Annotated in this window: 18 protein-coding genes; 13 read left to right on the top strand and 5 right to left on the bottom strand. The window is 61.3% G+C overall.

Features of this window, described 5'->3' with window-relative positions; genetic code table 11:
- Positions 1-153: 153 nt before the first annotated feature.
- Both ligA and EP30_RS03860 read left to right on the top strand, forming a co-directional pair.
- A complete protein-coding gene (gene ligA / locus EP30_RS03865; RefSeq protein ID WP_140556310.1) occupies positions 154-2,841 on the top strand; it encodes an NAD-dependent DNA ligase LigA in 2,688 nt (895 codons plus the stop codon).
- A 47-nt stretch (positions 2,842-2,888) separates the two neighbouring features.
- On the top strand, positions 2,889-4,112 hold the full coding sequence (locus EP30_RS03860) for an ROK family protein (RefSeq protein ID WP_181160779.1): 1,224 nt from the start codon (positions 2,889-2,891) through the stop codon (positions 4,110-4,112).
- A 181-nt stretch (positions 4,113-4,293) separates the two neighbouring features.
- Here EP30_RS03860 and EP30_RS03855 read toward each other — a convergent pair whose 3' ends face one another.
- The gene (locus EP30_RS03855; protein ID WP_140556305.1) at positions 4,294-6,582 is read right to left on the bottom strand and encodes an alpha-galactosidase; all 2,289 of its coding nucleotides are present in this window, start codon (positions 6,580-6,582) and stop codon (positions 4,294-4,296) included.
- Between the two features lie 344 nt (positions 6,583-6,926).
- Between EP30_RS03855 and EP30_RS03850 the strand changes: the two genes are divergently transcribed.
- The 5 genes from EP30_RS03850 to EP30_RS03830 all read left to right on the top strand — a co-directional run bounded on the left by EP30_RS03850 (position 6,927) and on the right by EP30_RS03830 (position 13,386).
- Positions 6,927-8,045 carry an Mrp/NBP35 family ATP-binding protein gene (locus EP30_RS03850; protein WP_140556455.1) on the top strand — a complete coding sequence of 373 codons (1,119 nt, stop codon included), beginning with the start codon at positions 6,927-6,929 and terminating at the stop codon, positions 8,043-8,045.
- Positions 8,046-8,310: 265 nt separating this feature from the next.
- Positions 8,311-9,762, top strand: coding sequence for a tagaturonate reductase (locus EP30_RS03845; protein ID WP_140556303.1), 1,452 nt, complete (start codon positions 8,311-8,313; stop codon positions 9,760-9,762).
- Between the two features lie 150 nt (positions 9,763-9,912).
- A complete protein-coding gene (locus tag EP30_RS03840; RefSeq protein ID WP_094662698.1) occupies positions 9,913-11,484 on the top strand; it encodes a UxaA family hydrolase in 1,572 nt (523 codons plus the stop codon).
- 346 nt (positions 11,485-11,830) lie between these two features.
- Positions 11,831-12,817: a LacI family DNA-binding transcriptional regulator gene (locus tag EP30_RS03835; protein WP_140556301.1), complete on the top strand. Its 987-nt coding sequence runs from the start codon at positions 11,831-11,833 to the stop codon at positions 12,815-12,817.
- 188 nt (positions 12,818-13,005) lie between these two features.
- Positions 13,006-13,386 carry a hypothetical protein gene (locus tag EP30_RS03830; RefSeq protein ID WP_094662694.1) on the top strand — a complete coding sequence of 127 codons (381 nt, stop codon included), beginning with the start codon at positions 13,006-13,008 and terminating at the stop codon, positions 13,384-13,386.
- An 81-nt stretch (positions 13,387-13,467) separates the two neighbouring features.
- On the opposite strand, the gene EP30_RS03825 is transcribed toward EP30_RS03830, so the two are convergent.
- Together EP30_RS03825 and EP30_RS03820 are read right to left on the bottom strand one after the other, a co-directional pair.
- Positions 13,468-14,880: an MATE family efflux transporter gene (locus EP30_RS03825; protein ID WP_140556299.1), complete on the bottom strand. Its 1,413-nt coding sequence runs from the start codon at positions 14,878-14,880 to the stop codon at positions 13,468-13,470.
- A gap of 20 nt (positions 14,881-14,900) precedes the next feature.
- Positions 14,901-16,181 (bottom strand): glycosyl hydrolase family 43, encoded by a 1,281-nt coding sequence (locus EP30_RS03820; RefSeq protein ID WP_140556296.1) that lies wholly within the window; start codon positions 16,179-16,181, stop codon positions 14,901-14,903.
- Positions 16,182-16,414: 233 nt separating this feature from the next.
- Here EP30_RS03820 and EP30_RS03815 point away from each other — a divergent pair, with 233 nt between their 5' ends.
- The gene (locus EP30_RS03815) at positions 16,415-17,452 is read left to right on the top strand and encodes a LacI family DNA-binding transcriptional regulator (RefSeq protein ID WP_181160778.1); all 1,038 of its coding nucleotides are present in this window, start codon (positions 16,415-16,417) and stop codon (positions 17,450-17,452) included.
- Between the two features lie 16 nt (positions 17,453-17,468).
- Positions 17,469-18,476, top strand: coding sequence for a LacI family DNA-binding transcriptional regulator (locus tag EP30_RS03810; RefSeq protein WP_181160777.1), 1,008 nt, complete (start codon positions 17,469-17,471; stop codon positions 18,474-18,476).
- A gap of 120 nt (positions 18,477-18,596) precedes the next feature.
- Here EP30_RS03810 and EP30_RS03805 read toward each other — a convergent pair whose 3' ends face one another.
- A complete protein-coding gene (locus EP30_RS03805; RefSeq protein WP_140556290.1) occupies positions 18,597-19,379 on the bottom strand; it encodes a hypothetical protein in 783 nt (260 codons plus the stop codon).
- Between the two features lie 140 nt (positions 19,380-19,519).
- Between EP30_RS03805 and EP30_RS03800 the strand changes: the two genes are divergently transcribed.
- Complete coding sequence (locus EP30_RS03800; RefSeq protein WP_140556289.1) at positions 19,520-21,538, top strand: hypothetical protein; 2,019 nt, start codon at positions 19,520-19,522, stop codon at positions 21,536-21,538.
- Between the two features lie 5 nt (positions 21,539-21,543).
- Here the strand turns inward: EP30_RS03800 and EP30_RS03795 are convergent, their stop codons facing one another.
- Positions 21,544-22,587 carry a glycoside hydrolase family 43 protein gene (locus EP30_RS03795; RefSeq protein ID WP_140556288.1) on the bottom strand — a complete coding sequence of 348 codons (1,044 nt, stop codon included), beginning with the start codon at positions 22,585-22,587 and terminating at the stop codon, positions 21,544-21,546.
- A 292-nt stretch (positions 22,588-22,879) separates the two neighbouring features.
- Between EP30_RS03795 and EP30_RS03790 the strand changes: the two genes are divergently transcribed.
- The 3 genes from EP30_RS03790 to EP30_RS03780 all read left to right on the top strand — a co-directional run bounded on the left by EP30_RS03790 (position 22,880) and on the right by EP30_RS03780 (position 26,166).
- Positions 22,880-24,190, top strand: a complete 1,311-nt coding sequence (locus tag EP30_RS03790; RefSeq protein WP_181160776.1) for an ABC transporter substrate-binding protein — start codon at positions 22,880-22,882, stop codon at positions 24,188-24,190.
- Positions 24,191-24,365: 175 nt separating this feature from the next.
- Positions 24,366-25,277 (top strand): carbohydrate ABC transporter permease, encoded by a 912-nt coding sequence (locus EP30_RS03785; protein ID WP_140556285.1) that lies wholly within the window; start codon positions 24,366-24,368, stop codon positions 25,275-25,277.
- A complete protein-coding gene (locus EP30_RS03780) occupies positions 25,267-26,166 on the top strand; it encodes a carbohydrate ABC transporter permease (protein WP_181160775.1) in 900 nt (299 codons plus the stop codon). Before EP30_RS03785 ends, EP30_RS03780 begins: the two co-directional genes overlap by 11 nt.
- The last annotated feature ends 146 nt before the right edge of the window (positions 26,167-26,312 follow it).

The following is a 26,312-nucleotide window of genomic DNA, read 5'->3' as shown; positions in this document are numbered from 1 at the left end:
TGCGATCCCGCCGACCGCAACCGGCTGAGGGGAGCTATCGGTACAGTGGATTCCTGAGGCATGGATTCCTGGGGCATGGTGTTGCGATTTGTGACTATGTCGTGACTATAGTGTTCGGCTATCCATATTGTTCGGCTATACAAAGGACGACGCATGACGAGTGATGACGCGCAGCTGGCCTGGGATCTTGACGGTGACGGCGATGTCGTGGAGGACACGCCGGTGTCCGCCGCGGAACCCGGATCGTTCGAATGGATCGCCGCGCTCACGCAGAGCGACGCCGACGCCTTGCGGCTGGAACGTCTTGACGTCGCTTCGATGAGTTCCGAGGCGGCCGCCAGACTGTGGACCAAGGTGGCGGCCTGGGTGGAGACCGACCAGATCGCCTACTATGTCAACGACGCGCCGGTGGCGTCCGATGCCGCCTACGATGCCCGCATGCGCTGTCTGCAGCGACTTGAAGCCGCGTTCCCGTCCTTGGATTCGCCGCAGTCGCCCACGCATCGTGTCGGCGGCACGTTCTCGAATGATTTCGCGTCCGTGCGGCATCCCTCCCGCATGATGAGTCTCGATGACGTGTTCAGCATCGACGAGTTGCGCGACTGGTACGATTCGGTGATCCGCGACCTCGATTGGCCGGACGGCAAGCCGTTGCCGATGAGCTGCGAGGTCAAGATCGACGGACTGGCGTTGAATCTGATCTACCGCAACGGCGTACTCGAACAGGGGTTGACGCGTGGCGACGGCGTGACCGGCGAGGACATCACCATGAACGCGCGCACGATCGCCAACATTCCGCAGAATCTGGGCGGACCGGCCGACGACATCCCCGACATGGTGGAGGTGCGCGGCGAGGTGTTCATGCGGTTCGACGACTTCCGGGCCCTGAACGAACGCCAGGAGGATCAGGGCCGTCCGCCGTTCGCCAATCCGCGTAACGCCGCCGCCGGTTCGCTGCGACAGAAGGACCCCCGCATCACCGCCACGCGCAACCTCACGTTCTACGCACACGGCATCGGCACGCTCGACTGGGGTGCCGACCATCCGCGCGGAACGCACGACGTGGTGCACAACCAGTCCGAGGCATACGAGCTGTATGAGAAGTGGGGAGTGCCGGTCTCACCGCACAACCGTACCGTCACATCGTTCGCCGAAGTGCTCGACATGATCGACTATTACGGCGAGCATCGCAACGACATCGAACATGCGCTCGACGGCATCGTGGTGAAGGTCGACGATCTGGGACTGCAACGTCGTCTCGGGGCCACCTCGCGCGCGCCGCGTTGGGCGATCGCCTACAAGTATCCGCCCGAGGAGGTCAACACCGAACTGCTTGACATCACCGTGCAGGTGGGACGCACCGGTCGCGTGACCCCGGTGGCCGTGCTCAAGCCCGTGTACGTGGCCGGCTCGACCGTGGCCCGCACCACACTGCACAATCCGTTCGAGGTCAAGCGCAAGGGTGTGCTCATCGGCGACACCGTAGTGGTGCGCAAGGCCGGCGACGTGATTCCCGAACTCGTGGGCCCGGTGCTCGATCGTCGCAAGGGCCGGGAGTCGGAGCTGCGTGAATTCGTCATGCCCGAACACTGTCCGAGCTGCGGCACCCGGCTCGCCCCCGCCAAGGAGGGCGACAAGGACATCCGTTGCCCCAATGTGGAAAGCTGCCCGGCACAGCTGACCGAACGCATCATCAACCTCGCCTCGCGCAAGGCGTTCGACATCGAGCATCTTGGCGATCAGAGCGCCATCGCGTTGACCAACCCGGAGGAGAACCGACCAGATTCCGCCGACACGTATGCGCCGAATCTGCGCGAGATCCTGGTCGGGCCGGGGGAGGAACCCGAACCGTACGAACCGGTGGACGGTCTGCGCCTGCCCGAACCGCAGACCCCGGTGCTCACCAGCGAGGCGGACGTGTTCTCGCTTGGCCTGGAGCAACTGCGCGACGTGGTCGTGTGGCGCGAGGTGCCGATCATCGAGGTGCGTCCGGGCGTGAGCCCAAAGACCGGTCGCCCCACAAAGACGCGCAAGCGTCTGGGCGGCTCCGGACTGTGGTACCGGACTCCGGCGTTCTGGACGGCACCAACGGATGCGAAGAAGATCAACGACAAGACCGCGCCGGAGGAGATCCGCGCCGACTACCCCGACTATGCGGTACCGGCGGACGCGGTGATCGTGGATCATCACACCCGTTCGGTGCGTGGCGGTGGCGTCAGCGAACAGCCGGTATACGTCCGGCCGGGCGAGAACACGCGCAAGATGCTTGCCGAGATCGACAAGGCGAAGCAGGCGGACCTGTGGCGCGTGCTCGTGGCGTTGTCCATCCGCCGGCTCGGCCCTCCCACCGCGCGGCTCATCGCCTCACGGCTCGGCTCACTGGAGGCGATCGGCAAGGCGAGCGCGGAGGAGCTGGCCGAAATCGACGGCATCGGTCCGGAGATCGCCGAATCCGTGGTGCGTTGGTTCACCGCGGCCCGCGATCCCGAGGATTGGCGTGGCCGCATCCTCGCCGCGTGGACCGCCGCCGGTGTGGGCACGCATGTGGAGACGAACACCGCACCGCAGACCCTGGCCGGCATGACCGTGGTCGTGACCGGCTCGCTGGAGGGATTCTCACGCGACTCCGCCAAGGAGGCGATCGTCTCCCGTGGCGGCAAGGCCGCTGGTTCGGTGAGCAAGAAGACCACGTATGTGGTGGTGGGCGCGAACGCCGGCTCCAAGGCGGACAAGGCCGAGGCGCTGGGTGTGCCCATGCTCGATGAGGCCGGCTTCCGGCATCTGCTGGAGACCGGTGAAGCTCCAGCCAAGTCCAGTGACGATTCCGTGACCGTTGCATGAAACCGGCTCGATCACAAGCCCGGAACAGTAGAGAGCGGGAGGATTTCATGGCCGAACGAGACACGCATCCAGCCCAATGGTTCGAAGGTTCGCCGGCCATGCGTCGGATTGCCGCGGACATTCTCGAATATGGGCCCATCGCCCGTACCACGCTTGCGCAGATGCACGATCTGTCCGCTGGCACGGTGTCGCGCATCATCGCCGATCTCATGCATCTGGGTGTGGTGCGCGAGACAGGCGACGCCGACACGTCCGGCGGACATCTGCCGTATGGATTCCAGCCGCGGAAGCGTACGGGGGAGCGGGGACGTCCCCAGTCGGCACTGATGGCGAACGCCAACGCCCGTACGTTCGTGGGGGTGAAGATTCGCGGCGGTGACGCCACCGCCGTGCTGGTCAACGCGCAATGTCGCATGCCCGACGGCGTATCGTCTCATGTGGTGTCGTTTTCCGACCGTTCGCCGTCCGGTGTGACGTCGGCGGTGGCGTCATTGGCGGAACAATGCCGTGAGGATGCCATCCGATGCGGGCTCCCGGAGCCGGTCATGATCGGACTGGGGATCGGCGCCCACATCACCGACGACGTGGTGGACGAGGCCCCCTATCTGTCGTGGATCGAACCGTGCGATCTGTCGTCCATGGTCCGTGAGTCCACAGGACTCGATACGGTGACGAACAACGATCTCGACGCACTGCTCATGTATGAGCACTGGTTCGGTGCCGGAGTGGGCTTGCCCCGGTTCGCGTTGATCACGATCGGCGAGGGCATCGGATACGGACTGGTGGAGGATGGCCGTGTGGTGGATCATCCCGACAAGACGTTCGGATTGGGTGGGCATCTGCTCATCGATCCGGACGGGCCACGCTGCTTCCGCGGCAACGGTCATCGCGGATGCTCGCAATGCCTGACCAATGATTCGCTCGCCGACGAGTATTCGAAGATCATGGGTACGATCATGACGTTCGACGACTATGTGCATGACGCGCGCGCCGGCGTGACCCAGGCTAAACGACTGTTGATGCGTGAGTGCTTCCGTCTTGGTGTGATGATCGGCCTTGTGGCCAATCTGACCATGCCGCTCAAGGTGTTCGTCGCCGGTGAATCCGCGTATGTGGCGGGCATGCAGATCGAATCGGTGCGACAAGGCATCGCCGAATATCGTCCCAGCAGGGCGTCCGCGGTTCCGTTCGAGATCCTCGGCTCCGACTGGGAACGATGGGCGCAGGGTGCCGCCGCCTGCGCGATACGCCGATACGTGTTGGGCCGATAGTCAGCGGACTCTATATACCCTATATATCCTCGAGCCTTCGGGGTCCTGGAGCCTTTACCTCCCGAATCTGGTTTCTTAGTGTGATCACACTAAGAAACCAGAAGCCTGTCAGATCCTTGCAATTGCAACGAAATAGTGTGACCACGCCACGATAGTGTGATCACACTAAGGATGAGAGGGCTCAGATCTCGATCGCCCAGAACAGGATGGCGTTGGCCGGGTGCAGGCTCGGCATGCGCAAGCCGTAGGACTGCAGCTGGGCGCCGCTCATCACCGTGCCGTCGGCGGTCCACCAGCCGAGTGTTGACTGGCTGTTGGTGATCGTCTCACGGGCGGGGGAGGTCGCTCCCGTGACATCCAGACTCACCGGAACCGGCTGGATCAGATAGTTCGCATCCGGCTTGAGTCCCGGAAGACGCACCGGTGCCGCTGGGTACGTGGCCGACGTGGTCAGCTGCGTGAACCGGTAGATCGCCGCCGAACGGTCCGGCTTGACCACGCCATCCACGCGCACCGCCGGATCCGGCGAATCCGTATGCACCATCGTGTCGATCGCGAACCATTCGCGATGCTTCTTGAACTCGGCGATCCATCCGGCCAGCAGATCCAGATTCTCCTGCGGTTGCCTCAGCAGATTCCACTCCACACCCAGATGGCCGAAGAACGCCATCGCCATACGCATCTCCTGACTCGTGGCGCGACGCGTGGAATGCGCGGGCGAATCACCCACATGCTCGCCGATCATTTCCGGCGGCACCAGCAGCGACGTGTACCGCTGAATGTCGGCGCGCTCCACCGGGTCCACGCAGTCCGACGCCCAAATGCGATCCGCGTATTCAAGAATGCCCAGATCCACACGACCACCGCCGGACGAGCAGCTTTCGATCTCGAGACCCGGATGGTTCTCCTTAAGCCTGCGCCAGATGTCATACACGGCCCCGGTCTGCTCATGCACGGCGGGACGACCGGTACGACGACTGCCTGCCTCGGTGACCAGCTTGTTATGATCCCACTTGATGTAGTCGATACCCAGCTCGCCCACCAGCGTATCGATGCAATCGAAGATGTATGCGGCGGCATCCGGATTCGTCAGATCCAGCACCTGCTGGTGACGGCCCTGCATCGGCAGACGGCCGGCGGTGGGGGAGAGGATCCAGTCCGGATGCTCACGGGCCACATTCGAATCCGGATTCACCATCTCCGGCTCGAACCACAGGCCGAACTCCAGACCCACGCCATGCACATAATCGGCCAGCGCCTTGAGACTCTTCGGACCATCCGGCCACACCTCCTGAGCGATCTGCCAGTCGCCCAGACCGGACGTGTCATCGCGGCGGGAGCCGAACCAGCCGTCATCCACCACGAACCGTTCCGCACCCACTTCGACGGCCTTGTCGGCCAGCGCCTTCAACGTATCGAAATCATGGTTGAAATACACGGCCTCCCACGTGTTGAGGATCACCGGACGCGGTTTGGCGCTCAGATTCGGGTGCAGACGACGCAGATGATCATGGAAACGGGCGGCGATCTCATTCAGCCCGTCACCGAACGAGCCATACACCCACGGCGTGGTGTATTCGGCGGCATCAGCATCACCGGCATCACCGGACAGCGTCACCTCGCCACCGAACAGCAGTTCGCCGCCGCCGATCACCCCCGTCGTATACGGCAGACGTTCGGCCGACAGGCAGGAATTGCCGCTCCACCCCACATGCACCGCATACGCCTCACCATGTTCGAACCCAAAACCGGGCACGCCGGCCGTCAGCAGCAGCGACGCGTCGAAATCAGGGCGTCCTACCCACGAACTCTTCTCAAAACGACCGATCGTCAATGGCTGACGCTGCGGGGCACGCTCACGCAAATGATGACCTGTGGTGGTCAGGATCTCCGTGGCGCTCGCCGGCAGGGCGAACCCGAGCTCCACCTTGCCGATCTCCAACGGCTCGGCATCCGTACCGAACAGATTGCGCACGGTGACACGCTGACGGATCAGACCGCCCTGTTCGAGTTCCGCGGTCCACACCACGCCGACGCCCTGTTCGGCGTCCTCGGCGGTCACGGTCACGGTCGGCACATCGCCACACACGCTGGTCGCGACATCGGTCACCGCGAACCGGCAGAACAGTTCCACACCGCCGCGACGGACCACGAACCGCGGTTCGCCGATCCACGACTCCGCCTGTGTGGGCAGCACGCTCGGCCACGCCGTCTCATTCAATGCGCCGGACACCCGCTGCGGTTTCAACGCATCGTAGGCATGCAGCAGCGCGGCATCACGGCCGGACTCCGGCAGCGGACGGCCCCAGTGCGTGATACGCGGCAGATCGTCGTCGGGAATCGTCAGGGCGAACGCCACGTGCGCGTTCCCCTGCTCCATATATACGGTACGGATCGGCGTGCCGTCGGCGGCGGAACCCTCGCCGTTCTCGATGATCGGCTCGGCGGGAATGGGGGAGAACTTCGGCATCGTTACCTCGTTTCCGGGCGCTCGCATCGGTCACGATCCCGGCATGTCGTCACACGTCATGACGTATGCCAGCGGAATACACGGCCTTGCGACTCGCCCAATAAGTGGTATGGGCATGTGGCTGTAATCCACAGTCGTCACGAATCATGATATGGATGGGCGTATTTACTTGTCCTTCCATAGCGTGTTTCATGACGGCGGCAACAAAATACAACGATATCCGTATGGATATCCTGTGCGAATATCTGGAACCATGCGGCGGTTCACGCTAGTGTGACACATGGATTGATGTACGTGCGAGAGATTGCAAGGAGAACGACATGGCGGCTACGAATCCAGCGGGAATGAATGATGTCATCGAACGCAACGTGCGTTCCCGACTGAGCCGGGTCATCGACCCCGAACTGGGCAAGTCCATCACCGATCTCGGCATGATCACCGGCATCGACGTGATGCCGCGCGACGTCATCGACTCCGGACGCAGCGTGGTGGACGTCACCGTGAAGGTAGAGCTCACCGTGGAGGGATGCCCGCTCACGCAGACCATTATCGACAAGATCAACGAGGCCGTGACCTCATACCCGGCCGCCACGCTCATCCCGCACATCGACGTCGGATCCATGAGCCAGGAGAAGCTCACCGGACTGGTTAACGACCTCAAGGCGCAGCGCAAGGAGAACCCGTTCACCAAACCGGGCTCCAAAACCCGCATCTTCGCCATCGCATCCGGCAAGGGCGGCGTCGGCAAATCGTCGGTCACCGCCAATCTGGCCGCCACGTTCGCCGCGCTCGGATACGACACCGCGGCCATCGACGCCGACATCTACGGATTCTCGCTGCCGGCGCTGTTCGGCACGCACGACCACCCCACGAATCTCAAGGGCATGCTCATGCCCGTCACCGCATGGGGCGTGAAACTCATCTCCATCGGCATGTTCGCCGGTGCCGATCGTGCGATCCTGTGGCGCGGACCCCGACTGCAGCGCTCGCTCGAGCAGTTCCTGTCCGACGTATGGTGGGGCGAGCCCGACGTGCTGCTGCTTGATCTGGCCCCCGGCACCGGCGATATGGCCATCTCCGTGGCGCAGGCGTTGCCCAACGCCGAACTCGTGGTGGTGACCACCCCGCAGCCGAGCGCCTCTGATGTGGCCGTACGCGCCGGACTCGTGGCGTTGCAGGTGCCGATGAAAGTGTGTGGCGTGATCGAGAACATGAGCTACTACGAGCACAACGGCGAGAAGCTGCGCATCTTCGGCGAGGGCGGCGGCCAGCGGGTATCCGAACAGCTCACCGCCGCGCTCAAGTACGATGTGCCGCTGCTCGGCACGCTGCCGCTCGAACCCGAGGTACGCATCGACGGTGAGGCCGGCCGACCGGTGGTGCTCAACGAGGACGGCGCGCTCGCCGATACTCCGCTCGCCGCCGAGTTCCGGTCCATCGCCCGGCGACTGATGGAGGCGTGACAGGAAGGAGAGAGACGAGAAAGACAGGGAAACAGGATCGTTAGCGTTCTCCTGCTGGTTTGTCAAGACTTGACAGCCCGATTCCAGCGAAACGAGGCAACGGTTGGCAACAATTTCACCGTGTTGGCAACGACGGTCATACGCTGGGAACCAGCAAGACGAAGTGCTGGAATACGAAGCTGTAACGGTGTTTCGTGATCACTGAAATTCCGCAGCACAGCCGAATGCTCCGCATTTCACCAAGCAGAAAGCAGGAGAACACACCATGACTGACAACAATCTTCCTGTCCTCAACGCCGAGGTCGCCATCGATAAGGGTCTGACCACCGCGGACGCCGCCAAGCGCCCGATCAAGGTCATCCAGTTCGGTGAAGGCAACTTCCTGCGCGCATTCGTCGACTGGACGATCCAGCAGCTCAACAACAACGATCTGTTCGGCGGCAACGTGGCCGTCGTGCAGCCGATCGGCTTCGGCCGCGCCAAGGAGATCGCCGCCCAGGACAACCTGTACACCGTGATCCTCGAAGGTCTGAAGAACGGCGAGCAGGTGCAGTCCCGCGAGCTGATCGACTCCATCGGCAAGAGCCTGTCCGCCATCGACGACTGGGAGGAGTACCTCGCGCTCGCCGACGAGCCGGAGGCCAGGATCATCATCTCCAACACCACCGAGGCCGGCATCGCGCTTGACGATTCCGACACCGCCGAGACCGTGCCGCCGAAGAGCTACCCGGCCAAGCTGATCCACCTGCTCAAGCGTCGCTTCGACAACGGCCTGCCCGGCTTCCTCATCATCCCGTGCGAGCTGATCGCCGACAACGGCGACACCCTGAAGAAGTACCTGCTCGAGCTGGCCGACAAGTTCGGCTACGGCGAGGACTTCAAGGCCTGGCTGGAGAACGACAACAAGTTCTTCAACACGCTGGTCGACCGCATCGTCCCCGGCTACCCGAAGGATCGCGCCGAGGAGCTGTGGAACGAGCTGGGCTACGTGGACAACAACATGGTCAAGGCCGAGCCGTTCCTGCTGTGGGTCGTCTCCGGCGACGCCGAGGCCATCGACGAGGCGCTGCCGGCCAAGAAGCTTGGCATCGACCTGGTCACCCCCGAATCCGTGAAGCCGTACCGCGAGCGCAAGGTGTTCCTGCTGAACTGCCCGCACACCACGCTGGCGTCCGTGGCCCGTCTGGCCGGTGTGGCCACCGTGGGTGAGGCCATGAACGATCCCGACGTGCGTCCGTTCATCGAGAAGGAGATGCACGAGGAGATCATCCCGGTGCTGTCCCTGCCCGAGGACGAGCTGAACAAGTTCGCCGAGGCCGTGCTGGAGCGCTACGCCAACCCGTTCGTCAAGCATGCGCTCGACGCGATCGGCCTGAACTCCGCGGCCAAGTACGTGACCCGTTGCCTGCCGGTGCTGCTCAACAACGTGAAGGATGGCAACGGTCTGCCCAAGCGTCTGGTGCTGGCTCTGTCCGGTCTGATCTACACTTACGGCGGTCTGGCCGAGGGCGCGGTCAACATCTCCGACGATCCGGCTGTGGTCGCGAAGTTCGAGGAGGCCGCCAAGTCGGAGCATTACGCCGAGACGATTCTCGCCGACGCCTCCGTGTGGGGTCAGGATCTCACCGAGGTCGAGGGTCTTGCCGAGGCCGTGCAGGCGAACCTTGACGCGATCAAGGCCGAGGGCATGCGCCCGCTGATCAAGGCGCTGGCCTGATCCAGTCTCCCGCTTGTTTGACTCCTCCCGGTCGTGCCGCATCCCGCGCGTGAAGGCGTGTGTGAGTGTGCGGCACGGCCGAGGGGAGCGCATCATGTTTTACGCGTTCACGCTGTTTTTATACGTTTTATACGTTGAGGAAGGTTGATCATGGATACCATCCATCTTGATCCGCATGACAAGGTGGCCGTCGCCGCCCGCGACCTGAAGAAGGGCGAGAGCGTCGTGGTGGAGGGCCTTGCCGAACCGGTCGTTCTGCTCGAGGACGTCGGCCGTGGTCACAAGGTCGCCATCGAAGACATTCCCGAGGGCGAGCAGATCATCAAGTACGGCTATTCGATCGGTCATGCTAAGTGCGACATCGCCAAGGGCTCCTGGGTGCACACGCATAACACCAAATCGAATCTCGGCCCTGATCTGCAGTACACGTACGATCCGGTGCCGGACGTGGTGAAGCCGGGCAGCAAGCCCAGTGATCTGACGTTCCAGGGCTACCGTCGTGCCACTGGCAAGGTGGGCGTGCGCAACGACCTGTACATCGTGCCGGCCGTCGGCTGCATCAACTCGCTGTGCGACAACATCGCCAAGCAGTTCGAGGCGCTGCATCCGGACCGCGGCGCGTTCGATTCGATCATCATTGCGCATCATCCGTATGGCTGCTCCCAGCTGGGCGGCGATCATGAGATGACTAAGCGCATTCTGCAGGACATCGCCATGCATCCGAACGCCGGCGGTGTACTGGTGGTGGGTCTTGGCTGTGAGAACAACCAGATTCCGCAGTTCAAGTCCGAGATGACCCCGCTCATGGGGTGCTGCGGCGTGGACTCCGAGCCGAGCGACGAGGTGATGAAGGATCTGCAGGACGGGCTCGTGTACGATCCCGACCGCGTGAAGTTCATGATCTGCCAGCTCGAGGACGACGAGTACGAGACCGCCGCCAAGCTGCTCGAGCAGATCAACGAGGTGGCCCTGCATGATCGTCGCGAGCCGATTCCGATCAGCGAGCTGACCGTGGGCGTCAAGTGCGGCGGCTCCGACGGGCTGTCGGGCGTGACCGCCAACCCGCTGGTGGGCAAGTTCGCCGAATGGCTTGCCGAGCAGGGTGGCAAGGTGGTCCTCACCGAGGTGCCCGAGATGTTCGGTGCCGAGCAGGTGCTGATGAGCCAGGCCAAGGACGAGCAGACGTTTGAGGACGTGGTCAAGCTCATCAAGGACTTCAAGGACTACTTCCGCAAGTACAATGAGCCGATCGGCGAGAACCCGTCCCCGGGCAACAAGGCCGGCGGCATCACCACGCTGGAGGACAAGTCCCTCGGTTGCATCCGCAAGGGCGGCAAGTGTCAGGTCACCGACGTGATCGCCTACGGTCATCAGGCCACCGAGCCCGGACTGACCCTGCTGCAGGCGCCGGGCAACGATCTGGTCGCCTCCTCCGCGCTGGCAAGCGCCGGCTGCAACATCGTGCTGTTCACCACCGGTCGCGGCAACCCGTACGGCACGTATGTGCCCACGTACAAGGTCGCCACGAACGTGCCGCTTGCCACCAAGCATTCGCGCTGGATCGACTTCAACGCCGGTCGTCTGCTCAGCGAGCGCATGGAGGATGTGCTGCCCGACTTCATCGCCGATGTGATGGCCACCGTCAACGGCGAGGAGATCACGCGCAACGAGGAGTACGGCATGCACGAGATCGCCATCTTCAAGGACGGCATCACCGAGTAGTCGTATCACTGATTAGCTCATGCTCACTACACCTGATAATCATCCGGTGCAGTACCCGGCAATGTGAAAGGAGCCGCCATACCGGATTCGTGCTTTCCTGTGATCGGTTGATCGCACCCCGGGCTGTGTGCCTCGGGGTGCGATTTCGCATACCTGCAGAACGATGACGGCCGCACCGGAGTCCTGGACGGCACGGAACCGGAATCGTCGTCACCTCATTCGGCATTCGGATGACACGACACGTCGACTGTGCCGTATCGGAAAAGTGCGCATGCCGCTCGCATTGCGCATACACTGGGCACAAAGACGTGCCTGAATACAAGACACTAGTTGTTATGGAGTGGAAATGAACAAGGTCACGATTCGCGATGTTGCGAAAGCCGCCGGAGTCTCCCCATCTACCGTCTCGCGTGCATTCTCTATGCCGGGACGGGTGAGTCCGGCCACCACGAAACGCATCTTCCAGGTCGCCGACGAGCTCGGTTACCATGAGATCCCGGTCGAATCAAGACCGTCCAGCGGCCACAAGGGTCTGGTCGCCATCATCGTGCCGGATATGACCAATCAGTTCTTCACTGACATTGTGCGCAGCGTGCAACAGGAATGCGCCCGTCAGGACATGGGCCTGCTGGTGAGCGAGTCGTGCGAGTCGGCGTCCATGGAACGGGTGGCGTTCGATCGTGCCGTGTATTACGCCGACGGGGTGATCTTGGCGTCCAGCCGTATGCCCGATTCCATGATCCGCAAATGTGCGCAGGTCAAGCCGGTGGTGGTGACCAATCGCATAATTCGAGGAGTCTCCAGTGTGGTCACTGACGTGTCGCAGGGTATGCGGCAGGCGGCGACGCATCTCAAGGGGCTCGGCTTCGATCGTCTGACCTATCTTGACGGACCGGCGCATTCATGGTCGGCGGGCGTGTGCTGGACCGAACTGACGCAGGCGTGCAGTGAGGAGGGACTGAAGATCAAACGGTTCTGGCCGGGCGTGCCCACATATGAGGGCGGCTTCCAGATGGCCCGCGAATATCTGAGGAACCCGACCGGTGCGGTGGTCGCCTACAACGACATGATGGCGCTCGGATTCATCGCCGCCATGCGCAAGAACGGATATGAGTGCCCGCGCGACTATTCGATCATCGGCATCGACGACGATATCGTGGGCCGTCTGGCTTGGCCCGCGTTGACCACGATTCACCGGTCCACCCGTCTGCTCGGTTCGCAGGCCGCGCGTACGCTGCTGGCGCGGTTCTCGAAGGGTGAGATGGGTACGCCGGTGCAGAGCACGCCGACCAAGTTGGTCATTCGTGAAAGCACCGGTCCCCGCAGCATCTGACGATGTCGCCGCCGGGCGACGAGTCCGGTGTTCCGAGGCGCGGGACCAATGGTGGTGTTGACCGGCAATGGGTGTAAAAAAGACTCTGGAAAACAGCGTCCGTTTTCGCTCGGGCGTGCACCGTGTTCCATGACGTGCCACGGAACATTTCCGCAGGCACGATGGATTGTCATGAGGAGAGGACTGACATGCCGCTGCCCACACCGCCGGAGGATTCCGGTTACGAACGTTCCACCGCCGACGATCTGGCACGTAAGGCCGGCACGCGCGAGGAGGACTTCCCGCAGGCCGACGCCTACTGCGCGCTGCTCGACCAGCACCACGCCTGGGGACTGCCGTTCAACGGCTATGCCAACGCCGCCGGATACGGATACGTGCAGGAGCCCACGCTCGGCATCGCCCAGGATGGATGGGATTCGCACGAGGCGTTCAAAACCCTCAGCTGGGGAGCGCAGACCGCCGTCGTCTACCGCAGCCTCGAACGTGGCCATGACATCGACCGCGAGTCCGCGCGCAACTTCCTCAAGCACGAGCGTGGCATCATCATCCACGGCAACCAGCCGTACTAAAACGTACAGCGCGGCTTACTGGCATACGGCACACCATACCGAATACCGTACCGGTCTGCGGCCGTTACCGCTGCATCGGTCCTACGCCGCGTCGTGTGAGGACGTGAGATCGTGCTTCGTCCAGCGATCGGTGCGGTAGCGTAGCCAGAACAGCAGTCCGCGTACCGCCCATTCGCTGACCCAGACCGCCCAGAGACCGACGATCTGATAGTTCAGCACCACGCTGACGAGATAGCCGATGCCGATGCGGTATATCCACATCGATGCCAGTGATGCGATGGTGGCGTAGGAACCGTCACCTGCGGCGCGTAGCGTGGCGGGGTATATGCACTGCAGTCCAAACAGCAGTGGATACCCTATCAGTGTGAAGATGAACAGCGTCCACAGTGTACCGTGGATCTCCGCGGGGGCATGGTAGTAGGACGTAATCGCCCAGGGGAACAGCGCCAGCAGCACGAGACCCACAAGCGCGGATGACAGTGCTCCCACGATGATGAACGTTCTGGTGATCTTTCGGGCGTAGGTGACATTGCCGCCGCCGATGCTGGTGCCAATGATCGGCACGATCGCTATGGACAGCGCGCGGATCGGCACCTCCTGCAGACGGCTCCACGATCCGATGATGCCGTTCGCCGCGATCTGCAGCGTACCGAACGGCACGATGAACATCTGAATGATGAGCTTGCCGCCGTTGAAGAACAGATCCTCAAGGGCGAACGGCAGACTTACCATGATCACCTGCACGGTCCCCGTGCCGTTGATCCTGAACAGGGTTCGTAGGTCCAACCGCAGTTCCGATGCATGATTGCGCAGCATCGCGGACGCCACCAGCGCCCCGATGAGCTGTGAGAGGCCGGCGGCCCACGCCAGACCGGTCACACCCATATGCATCAGGATGACGAACACGATATTCAGTGCGAGATTCGACCCGTTGGCGACCAACGACAGAACGAGCGTGATCTTGGTTCGTCCGAGTCCACGCAGCAGTCCCGCGACGCACATGTGGAATCCGCGCAGCGGATAACTGACGAGCAGGCCGAACAGGAATATATGAATGTACTCAAGCACGTCACGGTCGGCGGAACCGAATAGCAGACCGATCAGCGGATCCTCGAAAAACAGCACCACGACCGCGTATAGAACCGTCGCAGCGAGCATGACCTGCAGCGACGACGACGTGGTTCTGCCAAGCCCCTGATGATCATTGGCTCCGTGATATTGCGAGATCAGTACGGTGGCACCCAGAGCGATGGCGTTGAACGTGCCGATGAGCAGCCAGTGCAACGATTCGGCGGTGTTCACCGCACTGATCGCGGCGGGGCCGCTGGTGCTGATGATGCCGGTATTGCAGAAATCCACGATGGTGAGGAAAAGCGTATCCACGAGCACCGGGTAGGTGAGCGTGTAGATGTCCCGCGCACCGTACCCGCCGCCGCGGAACGCGTCCAACAGATGCTGGACATACTTGGATGACGCGAAGTCGTGATGATGCATGATGGGCCGGTTCCGATGGATCAGTCCTGCAGCAGTGTCATGCCGGCTATGGACACCCGTGTGCCCTGACTGCCGAGACGGGTACCGTCCTTCTTGTAGAACACCGAGGCATCGCCGGTGACGCGTACCGTCGCGGTGTATGCTCCCTGTCGCAACGGGGGGCTGACGAACAGCAGGCCATGGTTGCGGGTCGGCGTGTAGCAGTCCACGAGGGACGAGAACACCGTGCCGTCGTCATCGGCGATGTCGAGTTGGGCGTAGCCGCCGGTGCGGTCGGCGTTCCCGATGAGCGCCAGCCGCCGTTCGTCATCGAGTTGGAACCTGACCGTGGTCTCGTCTCCGGGAACGTCCGAATCCAAGGCGGCATCCAGTACTTGGCCGTCCCATGGCAGAGGGTTGCCGGTGCGCGGATCCCACGTCTCCATATACTCAGGCAGGGCGATGCGTCCGTTCTCGCAGACCAGCGGCAGCCAGACCTGACTGGCGCACGACACCTGATGAGGGAACGACCAGCGATCGCCCATATACATCGGCACTGTCCGTCCATCGGCCAGCGTCAGCGGGAAGATGAACGAGCACTGCGAGTTCCAGGTGCAGGTCCCCTCGGGGGCGAACGTTCCTTGAAACGTCCATGGCCCGGACGGGGACGGTGCCGTCAGATAGTAGTTGTCGTTGCGATCCCAGCTCGTCTTGTTCGAGAACATGATGGCATAGGTGCCGTCGTCCATGCGGGTCATTGCCGGGGATTCCCCGTCCGGCGCGATCTCGTGTGCCACGAGTTCGTCGGCGTGCAGGTAGTCGTTCGACAGCCGGAAGATGTCGCCCTCATGCAGTAGCAGGTAGCCGGTGCCGTCGGTGTCCTGGAACGTGCCCATGTCCCATCGGCGGATGGGCTGGCCCTGATAGTCCAGCGGGCCGAGCAGTTGGTATTCGCCGTTGACCGTGTCGGAGACGGCGACAACGATCAACGGGTCCCGGTATCCGAGATCGTCGGCGTGGGCGAACATCACAAACTTTCCTGTGGACGGGCATCGCATGACCTTCACACGTTCGCCGATGCGGTCCGGTCCCAGCGGGCCGTCAGCCTGCATCGGCAGTGCGAGGCGTTCGACATGCCAATGGACCAGATCGGGGGAAGAGTAGCAGGAGAACCCGATGAAGTGGTTCCGGTCGTCGGTCTTGTACTCGCCGAGGAGATAGTAGACGCCGGCATCCTCCACGATGCAGGCGCCATGGGCATTGACGGGCCGTCCTTCGTCATCGAACCAAGGCGCGCCGTTGAAGATGGCTGAATGTGTCATACAGTCAGGTTAGCAATAAATTGAAATCTTGTAGATTTTTGCAATTCTTTGCAAAAGGAAAAGACGAGGATAGTTGTTGGTCGTGGTCAAGCGTTGTGAACATTGGTATATAGGGGATATTGTCAGCTTGCAAAAGAAAGAAAAGAATGAAATAATGAACATGAGTTCATATACTGTGTGCGTTCATGCCGAACCGATGTCATGGATGCACACATCGATCGATGGAGTTGCCTGTGGTTGGTCCGACTTTGCAGGATGTGGCGAGACGCGCCGGCGTTTCCATATCCACCGCCTCTCGTGCGCTTAATGATGGCAAGGTGAAGGCTGCCACCAAGCGCCTGGTGGCGGACGTCGCGAACGAACTCGGGTATGAGGCGCCGCGCGCCTCGGGATTCGATCTGGCCCGGCAACAGCGGTCTGAGGATGGGCGGGGACGTATCGGCGTGGTGGTGTCCCGCTTGGGCGTGTATTTCGATGGTGCCCCTCTGGCCAAGGCGTTGGATATTATTCAGGGTGCCGGATTTCGCGCGGTGCTGGCGAACATCGAAGATCGGGATAACGCCCCTGAGAAGATCATTCGCACTGTTGCCGCGGATTGTGAAGGCATGCTGATCGTCTCGCCGAGGGTGGGGGATGATGTACTGCGCGATGTCGGGGCGATGACGACCACGGTGGTGGCGAACCGCAAGGTCGAAGGCCTGTCGTCGGTGTTTCTCAATGAGGCTTCGGGAGCGGTGCTGGCCTTGCGTCATCTTGCGTCCCTTGGGCATCGGGTGGTCGCCTACACGACGGTCGGTGAGCGATATTGGTCAAGTGCCGTGAAGGGATTGTCCCTGCGATTCACCGCCGAGCGGCTCGGCATGACGGCGGTGCACCTTGGTGACGACTTCGATACCTCATATCGCAGCGGTCTCATGGCGGCCGATGCGTTGCTGACCGAGCCCGGTGTGACGGCGATGATCGCCCATGACGAGATTCAGGCCGTCGGTGTGGTCAATTGTCTGACCGATCGTGGGCTGCGTGTGCCGCAGGACATGAGCGTGGTGTCCATGAGTGACAGTTCGCTGTGCATGGTCTGTCGACCTGCGGTCAGTGCGGTGGACGCCCGTCAGATCACAGTGATGTCGGATGCGGCGACGATGGTGTTGGGTAATATTGAGCAATCGCGGTCCGGAGGGGTTCCGGCCCGGGTCAGGCATGTGGCCATATCCGAGACATTCAGTATTCGAGGCAGTACCGGCCCGGCTCCGCAATGCGTCGGATCGAGATGAAAGGACAGGCACGACTATGAATTCCCCCACGATTCTCGATGTGGCACAGGAGGTCGGTGTCTCGGCGTCCACTGTCTCTCGCGCATTGAGCGGAGGCAAGGTCAAGGCTTCGACCCGACGCATGGTGCTTGAGGCGGCGCAGCGGCTGGGATACAAGACCGCCGATGGCGATCAGGGCCATTCGATCAATCGTCGCGGCAGCATCGGTCTGCTGACCACCGATATCCAGAACTTCTATACCGTCGACCTGTTCAAGAGCATCATTCCGGAGGCGCAGTCGGCCGGATACAAGGTGGTCGTCGCCGACATCAATGTGGCGCTGGGGCGCGATCAGCTCATCCATGACGTCAGGGAATCCACCGATGGCATGGTGGTGGCCGCGGCACGCATTGAGGACGACGACATCCGCCGGCTGTTCGACCCGGAGACCACGGTGCTGGTGAGTCGACAAGTCGAGGGGTTCTCCTCGGTGGTTGTGGATGATTTCTCCGGCATGTTCCAGTCGGTGCGTCATCTGGCATCGTTGGGTCATAATCGCGTGGCATATCTGGGCGGCGACGACCATTCCCGTTCCGACAAGCGTCGTCGGCAAAGCTTTGAGGACGCGACCGGGCGGTTCAACATGGAATCCCTGATCCTCGGCCCGTTCGAGCCGTCGTTCGAAGGCGGGGTGAACGCCGCTGACGCCCTGATGATGGAGGAGGATGTGACCGCCGTCATCGTGTACAACGACCTCATGGCCTCGGGCGTGCTCAACCGGCTGATCGAACGTGGCGTGGACGTGCCGGGCGAGGTGAGCCTCATCGGCGTCGACAACTCCATGCTCGCCCAGGTGTCGCGACCCAAGATGACGTCGGTCGCCATGCGGCAGAACGATGCGCAGATGGCGTTGCGCATGCTCCTGTCCATGCTGGAGCAGCGCGGTTCGGACGGCTATGTCTTCAGCCCGCAGACGATAGGGGCTCCCGAATCATTGATCGTTCGTGACACGACAGGGCCGGTTCCCGGTCGTGCCGATCAGTGACGATAATGACGATGGCACGGTAATGACAATGGCGGTGTCCGGCAACGATGTCGGACACCGCCATATGAATTATGGCCGTCGCGCGCGGGGTTTACATCCCCGCGTACGCTCATCGGAGCGTCAAGACTCCTCCGCGATCATCTGCTCCACCACATGTCGTGTGATGTGCTCAACGCAGTGGTAGAGGAAGAAGAACACCAGACCGGTGCCGAACAGCAGCATGAACCACGGCCAGTGCAGCATCATGCCCATGTAGATGGCCAGCACGATCATGGCTAGTAGGGCGAACGGCCATTTGGCTGCCGTAAGAAGGAATCCGTTGCGCAGGATCGCCAGATAGTGGGCGTTCGGAAATTCGACGACGAGATTCAGCGCCGTCATATGCGCCACGATGGTGATCGCCGAGAGTGCCATGAGCACCGCCGCGACGATGCTGCCGTTTGGCGAGGACAATGCCAGACACAGCGCTTCGACCAGTACGGCGAGGATGGCTCCGAACATGAGCGATGTGATCAGCGAACGCCCGAACAGTGAGACGTAGGCACGCAGATAGGGCCTGGCCGTACGATTCTCCTCCTCGACGCTCCAGTAGGGGTCGGCCACGGCAGCGATGGATTCATAGGTACGGTTGCGCCGCAGTCGCACATCGTCGTTCTCGCCGTATCGCATGATCGGCGAGTCACGGTAGGCGGCGAACGCCGCGGCCAGCGCGGGGGAGGAGATCGTATAGGCGATCACGGCGACCAATGCGAGCATGGAGATCGACAGTGCCGAGAACGAGTCGGTGAACATGACCACGATGTTCCACGGCAGCGTGGTGGTGATGAGAATGATGTCAAGAATGAGGAACGCGATGATCGACCTTGATATCGTGTTGAAGCTTTGGGCGATTCTGATGAACATAACGGTATGATATCAGCTTTTTGCAAAATTTTGCAAAAAATGCAACTGCGGTCATTTCTTGGTAAATTCTTGCATGACGATGTGATCGTCATAATACGTCCGCTATGGCGGTGTGGCCTGATAGCAGAATGGAATGAGGGATGATGACGATTCGATATACGATTCCGCAGCAGACGGGTGCGATGTTCGATCTGGCGTTCGATGATGACGGCCGTCTGACAGTCCTGCGACATCCAGACGATCCCCATCGGATGAACTGGGTGAAGGGGCGTGACGACGACCATCATTGGGGTGACGTGATCTGCGCCGCACGATTCGGGCGAACCAAACCTGCACCATTGGACGTGACGGTGGCGCGAACGCTCACCGAATCCGGCCTGCGGGAAACCATCACGTTCACCAATCCGGACAGTCACGATCTCTATCTGCAGGACGGCATGCTCGGCATCGTGCTCGCCTTCCCCGACTACTACGAGGATGCCGACATCACGCTCACCCAATGCTGTCATACCCACCTATGGTGTGAAGGGTCAAGCGCGTACATTCAGGCCAAACGCATGGGCGGCGGTCCCCGCAATCTCGGCCTCGCACTCACCCGCGGCGAGCTCGACGGCTACAGCGTGCAACGGAATTTCGAGCATCTGAGCAACGACCGAGGCGCGTTCGTCGTGCATCCCGCCGACATGATCCTGCATCCCGGCGAATCATCCGTGCTGGAATGGGAACTGTTCTGGTACGACGATGATGAGGATTTCCGTGCCCATATTGCACGCGTTCCGGGCTTTGTGAGCTTTGACGCCGATCGGTATGTGGCATTCAAGGGTGAGAGTGTGCATCTCCGTGCCGAATGGTCGGACGCTGACGGCGATTCCGGTGCGCGACGGCTACGCGTGACCGAAAACGGCATCGTCATACCGTTCCGGCACGACACCGGTGCCGACGGCGCGAATGATGGCAACGGCACTCATGAAGCCGACGCCCATGAAATTGTTGACGTAACCGTGCCCGCCGACCGATGCGGCGAGCGCCGATACTGCGTGGACGTGAATGGCAGGAAATCGGTGGCGGTCGTCGACGTGCTCCAGCCCCTTGATGATCTCGCGTCCCGTCGATGCCGGTTCATCGCCGAACTACAGCAGTGCCATGACGTCGACAGTCATCTGGACGGAGCCTATCTTGTCTACGACAACGACCGGCGAATGCAGTATTACGGCCATTGGAACGACCACAACGGTGGCCGTGAACGCGTGGGCATGGGGGCGATGATCGCCCGGTATCTGCAACGGCATTCCGACGATGGTCTGCAGTGCAGTCTCAGTCGGTATCTCGACTACGTGCTGCGTGAACTCGTCGATGAGACTACGGGCGAGGTGTACAACGATATGCCACGCGACAACTCGTACCGTCGGCTGTACAACTATCCATGGATGGCGACCCTGTTCATGGATGCGTACCGGGTCTACGCTGATCCGGTATGGCTCGACCGCATGATCGCCTGTCAGCGACGGTATTATCAGGAGGGCGGCGAACGGTTCTACGCCATCGGCATCCCCGTCTACGAATCAATCACCCTGTTGCGGGAAGCGGGGCGTGAACGGCAGGCCGACGAACTGCTGTCGCTGTATCGACGTCACGGTGACCGACTGGCGGCCAACGGACGGCATTATCCGGCGCACGAGGTGAACTATGAGCAGAGCATCGTCGGGCCGGCAGCGTCGGTCCTGACCGAACTGTTCCGGTTGACGGGGGAGCGTCGATACCGGGATGAAGCGGCCGAACAGCTTGAACTGCTGTCATTGTTCGACGGGCATCAGCCGCATTATCGGCTCAACGAGGTGGCGTTGCGCCACTGGGACGACTACTGGTTCGGCAGAATGCAGCTGTTCGGCGACACATTCCCGCACTATTGGAGTGCCATCACCGGCGATGTGTTCGCCCAGGCCGGGGACATCGATGCCGGGTATGCCGCCCGGGCACAGGCGAACCTACGTGCCGTGCTGACGCTCATCCATGACGATGGTTCGGCCACGTGCGCCCACGTGTTCCCTCGTACGGTGAACGGTGTGCGTGCGGCCTGCGACGACCCGTGGGCCAATGATCAGGACTGGGCGCTGTATTATGCGCTCAAACATGAGGATGTGGTCACGGGTCGCGCGTGATCGATTCAGCGGGCCAAGGTCTCCAAGGCGCGGTACTCCTGTTCGCTTACGGGCAGAATCGTACCGTGCCTTTTTTTGAGCGTGCCGAAATCGACATCGCTATATGCCCAATCCGTAGCGTCCGCACTGTCGAGGTTCGCGCTGCGGAACGCGATGTAGCCGTCGTGCTCCGCATGCCGATCGGCGATCAGACCGAACGGCATCGAACGACCGTCCACGATGGCGTCGGGGGGATTGAACCGGAACAGTTCCGGCCCCTCCAGCTCATGCGACCGGGGCTTGCCTCCGCAGATATCGTTGAACGACGGCGCGAAGATCGCGTCAAGATCCGCGACGAACGACCAGGAATTCGCATCGCCCGTCTCATCGGCGAAACGGGGTGCCACCGACACGGCGTAAGGATTCCTCGCCCGGTCGATGTGAATGATGCCGTCGCCGGCGCTGGCGCGGTAATACCAATCCCCGACGCGCATCATCGTCACGTCGATGCAGGTGCGCTCGCGGTCCACCCATTTCACGGGAGTCGTGATCGATCGGAAATCCGTCGTCGTGGCCAGATACATGTTCTGCGGGTCGCCGATCGTATTGTCCGGTTCGCTCAGTGTGGCCCAGTACAGCATATAGTGTCCATGCCGTTCGTCCCACATCGCCTCCGGCGCCCACGCGTAGCCGGCGTCGGGAATGGATGACGCCACGTCGAGCAGCCACGGCTCGTCCCAATGCGCCAGATCATTGCTGTGCCAGACGACCAGCGACGTGCTGCCACGATATTTTGCGTCGGAGGTCGCCCAGTCGCCGCCACGATGATGGATGCTCAGGTCGGTGGCGATGAGAAACGCACCCCGGCCGTCCGGTTCGCGCACGATATAGGGGTCCCGCACGCCGCGCTCGCCGAGTGGGCTGCGTAGCACTGGATCGCCGTATGCGCGAAGGTCGTGCCAACGCAGTCCGTCGCGACTGAGTGCGAAATAGATCTGTTCGTCGTCGGGAGTTTGCTCCGTTCCAGTGAAATGGGCGAACAGATATCCATATGGTTCATCATGTGTCATTGTCATGGTGCTCCTTTGCTCATCTGAGGCGATTGCTTGAAAATACTGGGCTTTGGTCGTATGCGTCTTCGCTGGGACCGTGATCGTAGCCTCCCTGTAAGTATAGGTTATTTGCAACAGAGTGAATGACCGAATGCAAAAAAATGACACGATTTGAAAAAAATGAAATACATGTGTATTCTGATCATCAAGACAAGGAAGATGACGCAACGGTCACGACCTCGTCAGACGTAGAAGGGGACGTAGTGGTTCCCCGCTCGTCATTATGAAGAGAAATTCAAAGGAGAATACTATGAGGACGTCCATCAAGAAGCTTCTCGCAGCCGGTGCTGCCGGTGCGATGCTGTTCTCGCTGGCAGCCTGCGGCAACGACTCCGCCTCGTCCGACGATTCCGGCCCGGTCACCATCCGCTTCAACTGGTGGGGTTCCGACACCCGCGCCAAGGCGCAGGAGAAGGTCATCGACGCCTTCGAAAAGGCCAATCCGAACATCAAGGTCGAAACCGAGACCTCCAACTACGACGATTACATGACCAAGCTGTCGACTTCCGCCGCAGCTGGTGATCTGCCCGACGTGATGACCATGATCGACCCGTTCATGAACGACTACATGGATAACGGTTCGCTGCTTGATCTCAACGAGGTGTCCGACAATCTTGATCTGTCCAAGTTCTCCGATGACACCTTCGCCGGTGCCACCGGCGACAACGGTGAGAAGTACGGCGTCTCCATGGGCGTCTCCGGCCACGGCATGATCATCAACCCTAAGGTGTTCGAGAAGTACGGCGTCGAAGTCCCCGACGATGAGACCTGGAGCTGGGACGACTTCGAAAACGCCGCCAAGCAGATCTCCGAAAAGTCCGGCGGCGAGGCCGTGGGCTACACGCTCGACATGACCGAGCAGATGGCGAACCTGTGGGTGCGCCAGCACGACGAGGCATTCGGCACCAAGGGCGATCAGGCTGTGGCCTTCAAGACCAATACGCTCGCCGACTTCTTCACCATGGAAAAGAAGTGGATCGATGAGGGTGCCACCAACACCGCCGATCAGGCACAGGAGCTGTTCGCGGCAGGCAACGCTCCGGAGCAGCAGCTCATCAGTCAGGACAAGGCCGGCATGACGGTGATCTCCATGAATCAGCTCAGCCAGTTCGAACAGGCAGCCGGACACGAGCTCAAGCCGGTGCTGTGGCCGGGTGAATCCCAGGCCAAGGACCGCGGCGGCTGGACCAAGCAGGGCACCTTCGTCTCCATCAGCGCCAACACCAAGCACAAGGAGGCTGCCGCCAAGCTGGTCGACTTCCTGGTGAACAACGAGGAATCCGCCAAGATCATGGGTCTCGACCGTGGCGTCCCCGCCAACCCGGATATGGCCAAGGTCGTCGAGGGACAGCTGTCCGACTCCGACAAGCGCTTCGCCGACTGGGTCGCCAAGAGCCAGAAGGTCAACACCCAGGCATACATCCCGCTGAACCCCGGTGCCGCCACCGTGATCACCGACGCCTACGGACGCGCCCACGAATCGGTGATGTTCGGCAAGGCCAGCCCGGCGGATGCCGCCAAGACCTTCAAGTCCGAAATGGATCAGGCCGTCACCAAGTAGGGTCCACGACCGAATTCCATTCCATGAATGCATGACGGGTGGAAGGCCGAATCATTCTCCGTCCATCTGTCACATCTATCCGGTGCCGGACTTTCCCCGACCATCCTCCATTGGAAGTCCGGCCACCCACTCTTTTCCATTAATCCCAAAGATTCGTCAATACAAGAGGATTCCCATGTCAGTGTTCAAACGTGCGCCGATCGCGGTGCGACGCGAGGAACGGGCGGCGCATATCTTCATGCTGCCTTGGTTCCTTGGCGTGATCTTCATCACTCTGGGCCCGATGATCGTGTCCATCGGCCTGTCCCTGACCAAATATCGACTGATCGGCAGTCCCAAGTTCGTCGGACTCGACAACTATGTGAAGATGCTTTCCGATGCACGCCTCATGCAGTCGCTCAAGGTCACCTTCCTCTATGTGATCGTCGGTGTGCCGCTGGCACTGGCTCTGGCGCTGCTGCTCGCCGTGGTGCTTAACAAGGGCGTCAGCGGACTGTCCTTCTACCGTTCCGTCTATTACCTTCCTTCGCTCTTCGCCGGCTCCGTCGCCATCGGTGTGCTGTGGCGTCAGGTCTTCGGTGCGCAGGGCATCATCAACACCGTTGCCGAATGGTTTGGCATCAATTCCATGGGCCATTCCTGGGTGGGCGACCCGAAAACCGCAATCTGGACGCTGATTCTGCTCCATGTGTGGACCTTCGGTTCCTCGATGATCATCTTCCTTGCCGGCCTGCGCCAGGTGCCCCAGGAGCTCTACGAAGCCTCGGCTCTTGACGGCGCCAACAAGTGGCAGCAGTTCTGCCACGTCACCGTGCCCGTGCTCACGCCGATCATCTTCTTCAATCTCGTGATGGGCATCATCAACAGCTTCCAGAACTTCGCCCAGGCGTTCGTCGTCTCCGGCGGTACCGGTGGCCCGACCGATTCAACCCTCGTCTACGCGCTCTACCTGTACCAGCAGGCATTCGGATCCGCCCGCAACATGGGCTACACCGCCGCACTCGGCTGGCTGCTCGTGCTCATCGTGGGCGTGCTGACCGGACTGAATTTCCTGTTCTCCAAGAAGTGGGTGCATTATGCCGACTAATACCGCAACCGCAACACATGCCGTTCCCGTGGCCGAACGAAATGGCATGGACCCCGTACTCAAGCGCCGTATCGTGGCGGTCGTCAAGCATGTGATCCTTCTGGTAGTGGGATTCGTGATGATCTTCCCGCTGCTGTGGATGGTCTCCAGCTCCCTCAAGGACGACGCCGACATCTTCCGCAACATCAACCTGATCCCCACCGACTGGGATTGGGCCAACTACAAGGAGGGCTGGGACGCGCAGTCCTACCCGTTCGGCCGCTACCTGCTCAACTCGCTGATCATCACCGTCGGCGCAATCATCTGCAACATGCTCAGCTGCTCCATGGCCGCCTACGGTTTCACCCGACTCAAGTGGCGTGGTCAGAACGTCGCCTTCGGATACATGCTCATGACGCTGATGATGCCGATCTACGTGATGATCATCCCGCAGTACATCATGTGGTCCAAGCTTGGATTCCTCAACACCTTCGTGCCACTGATCCTGCCGAAGTTCCTCGCCACCGAACCCTTCTTCGTGTTCCTTATGGTCCAGTTCTTCCGCGGCATCCCTCGATCCCTCGACGAGGCGGCCAAGGTGGACGGTGCCGGCCCGTTCCGCATCTACTGGCAGATCCTCATGCCGAACGCCCTGCCTTCGCTGGCCACCTGCGGCATCTTCTCCTTCATCTGGACGTGGAACGACTTCTTCAGCCAGCTGCTGTACCTGACCAAGCCCCAGAACCTCACCGTGGCCGTGGCGTTGCGTAACTTCGCCGACGCCACCTCGGGAACCAGCTGGGGACCGTTGTTCGCCATGTCCACCGTGTCCCTGATCCCGGTGTTCATCGTCTTCCTATTCGGTCAGCGGTATCTGATCGAGGGATCGGTGACCTCCGGCCTCAAGTAGTAGCGACACCCCCATCTCGTTTCCTTCACTTCCTTTCCAGGGGTGCCGGTCCGTGCCATCACGGTTCGGAACGGCACCCTTTTCCATGCCCGGCATCGGATATGCACGGGGAACGGATGCGGAAGGGAATCCTCCATCAGCAAAGG

This window comes from Bifidobacterium sp. UTCIF-39 (genome assembly GCF_006408715.1).
Classification (GTDB): Bacteria; Actinomycetota; Actinomycetes; order Actinomycetales; family Bifidobacteriaceae; genus Galliscardovia; species Galliscardovia tissieri.
The sequence above is the reverse complement of the archived record's forward strand: the minus strand, read 5'-3'. Positions and strand labels throughout refer to the sequence as shown.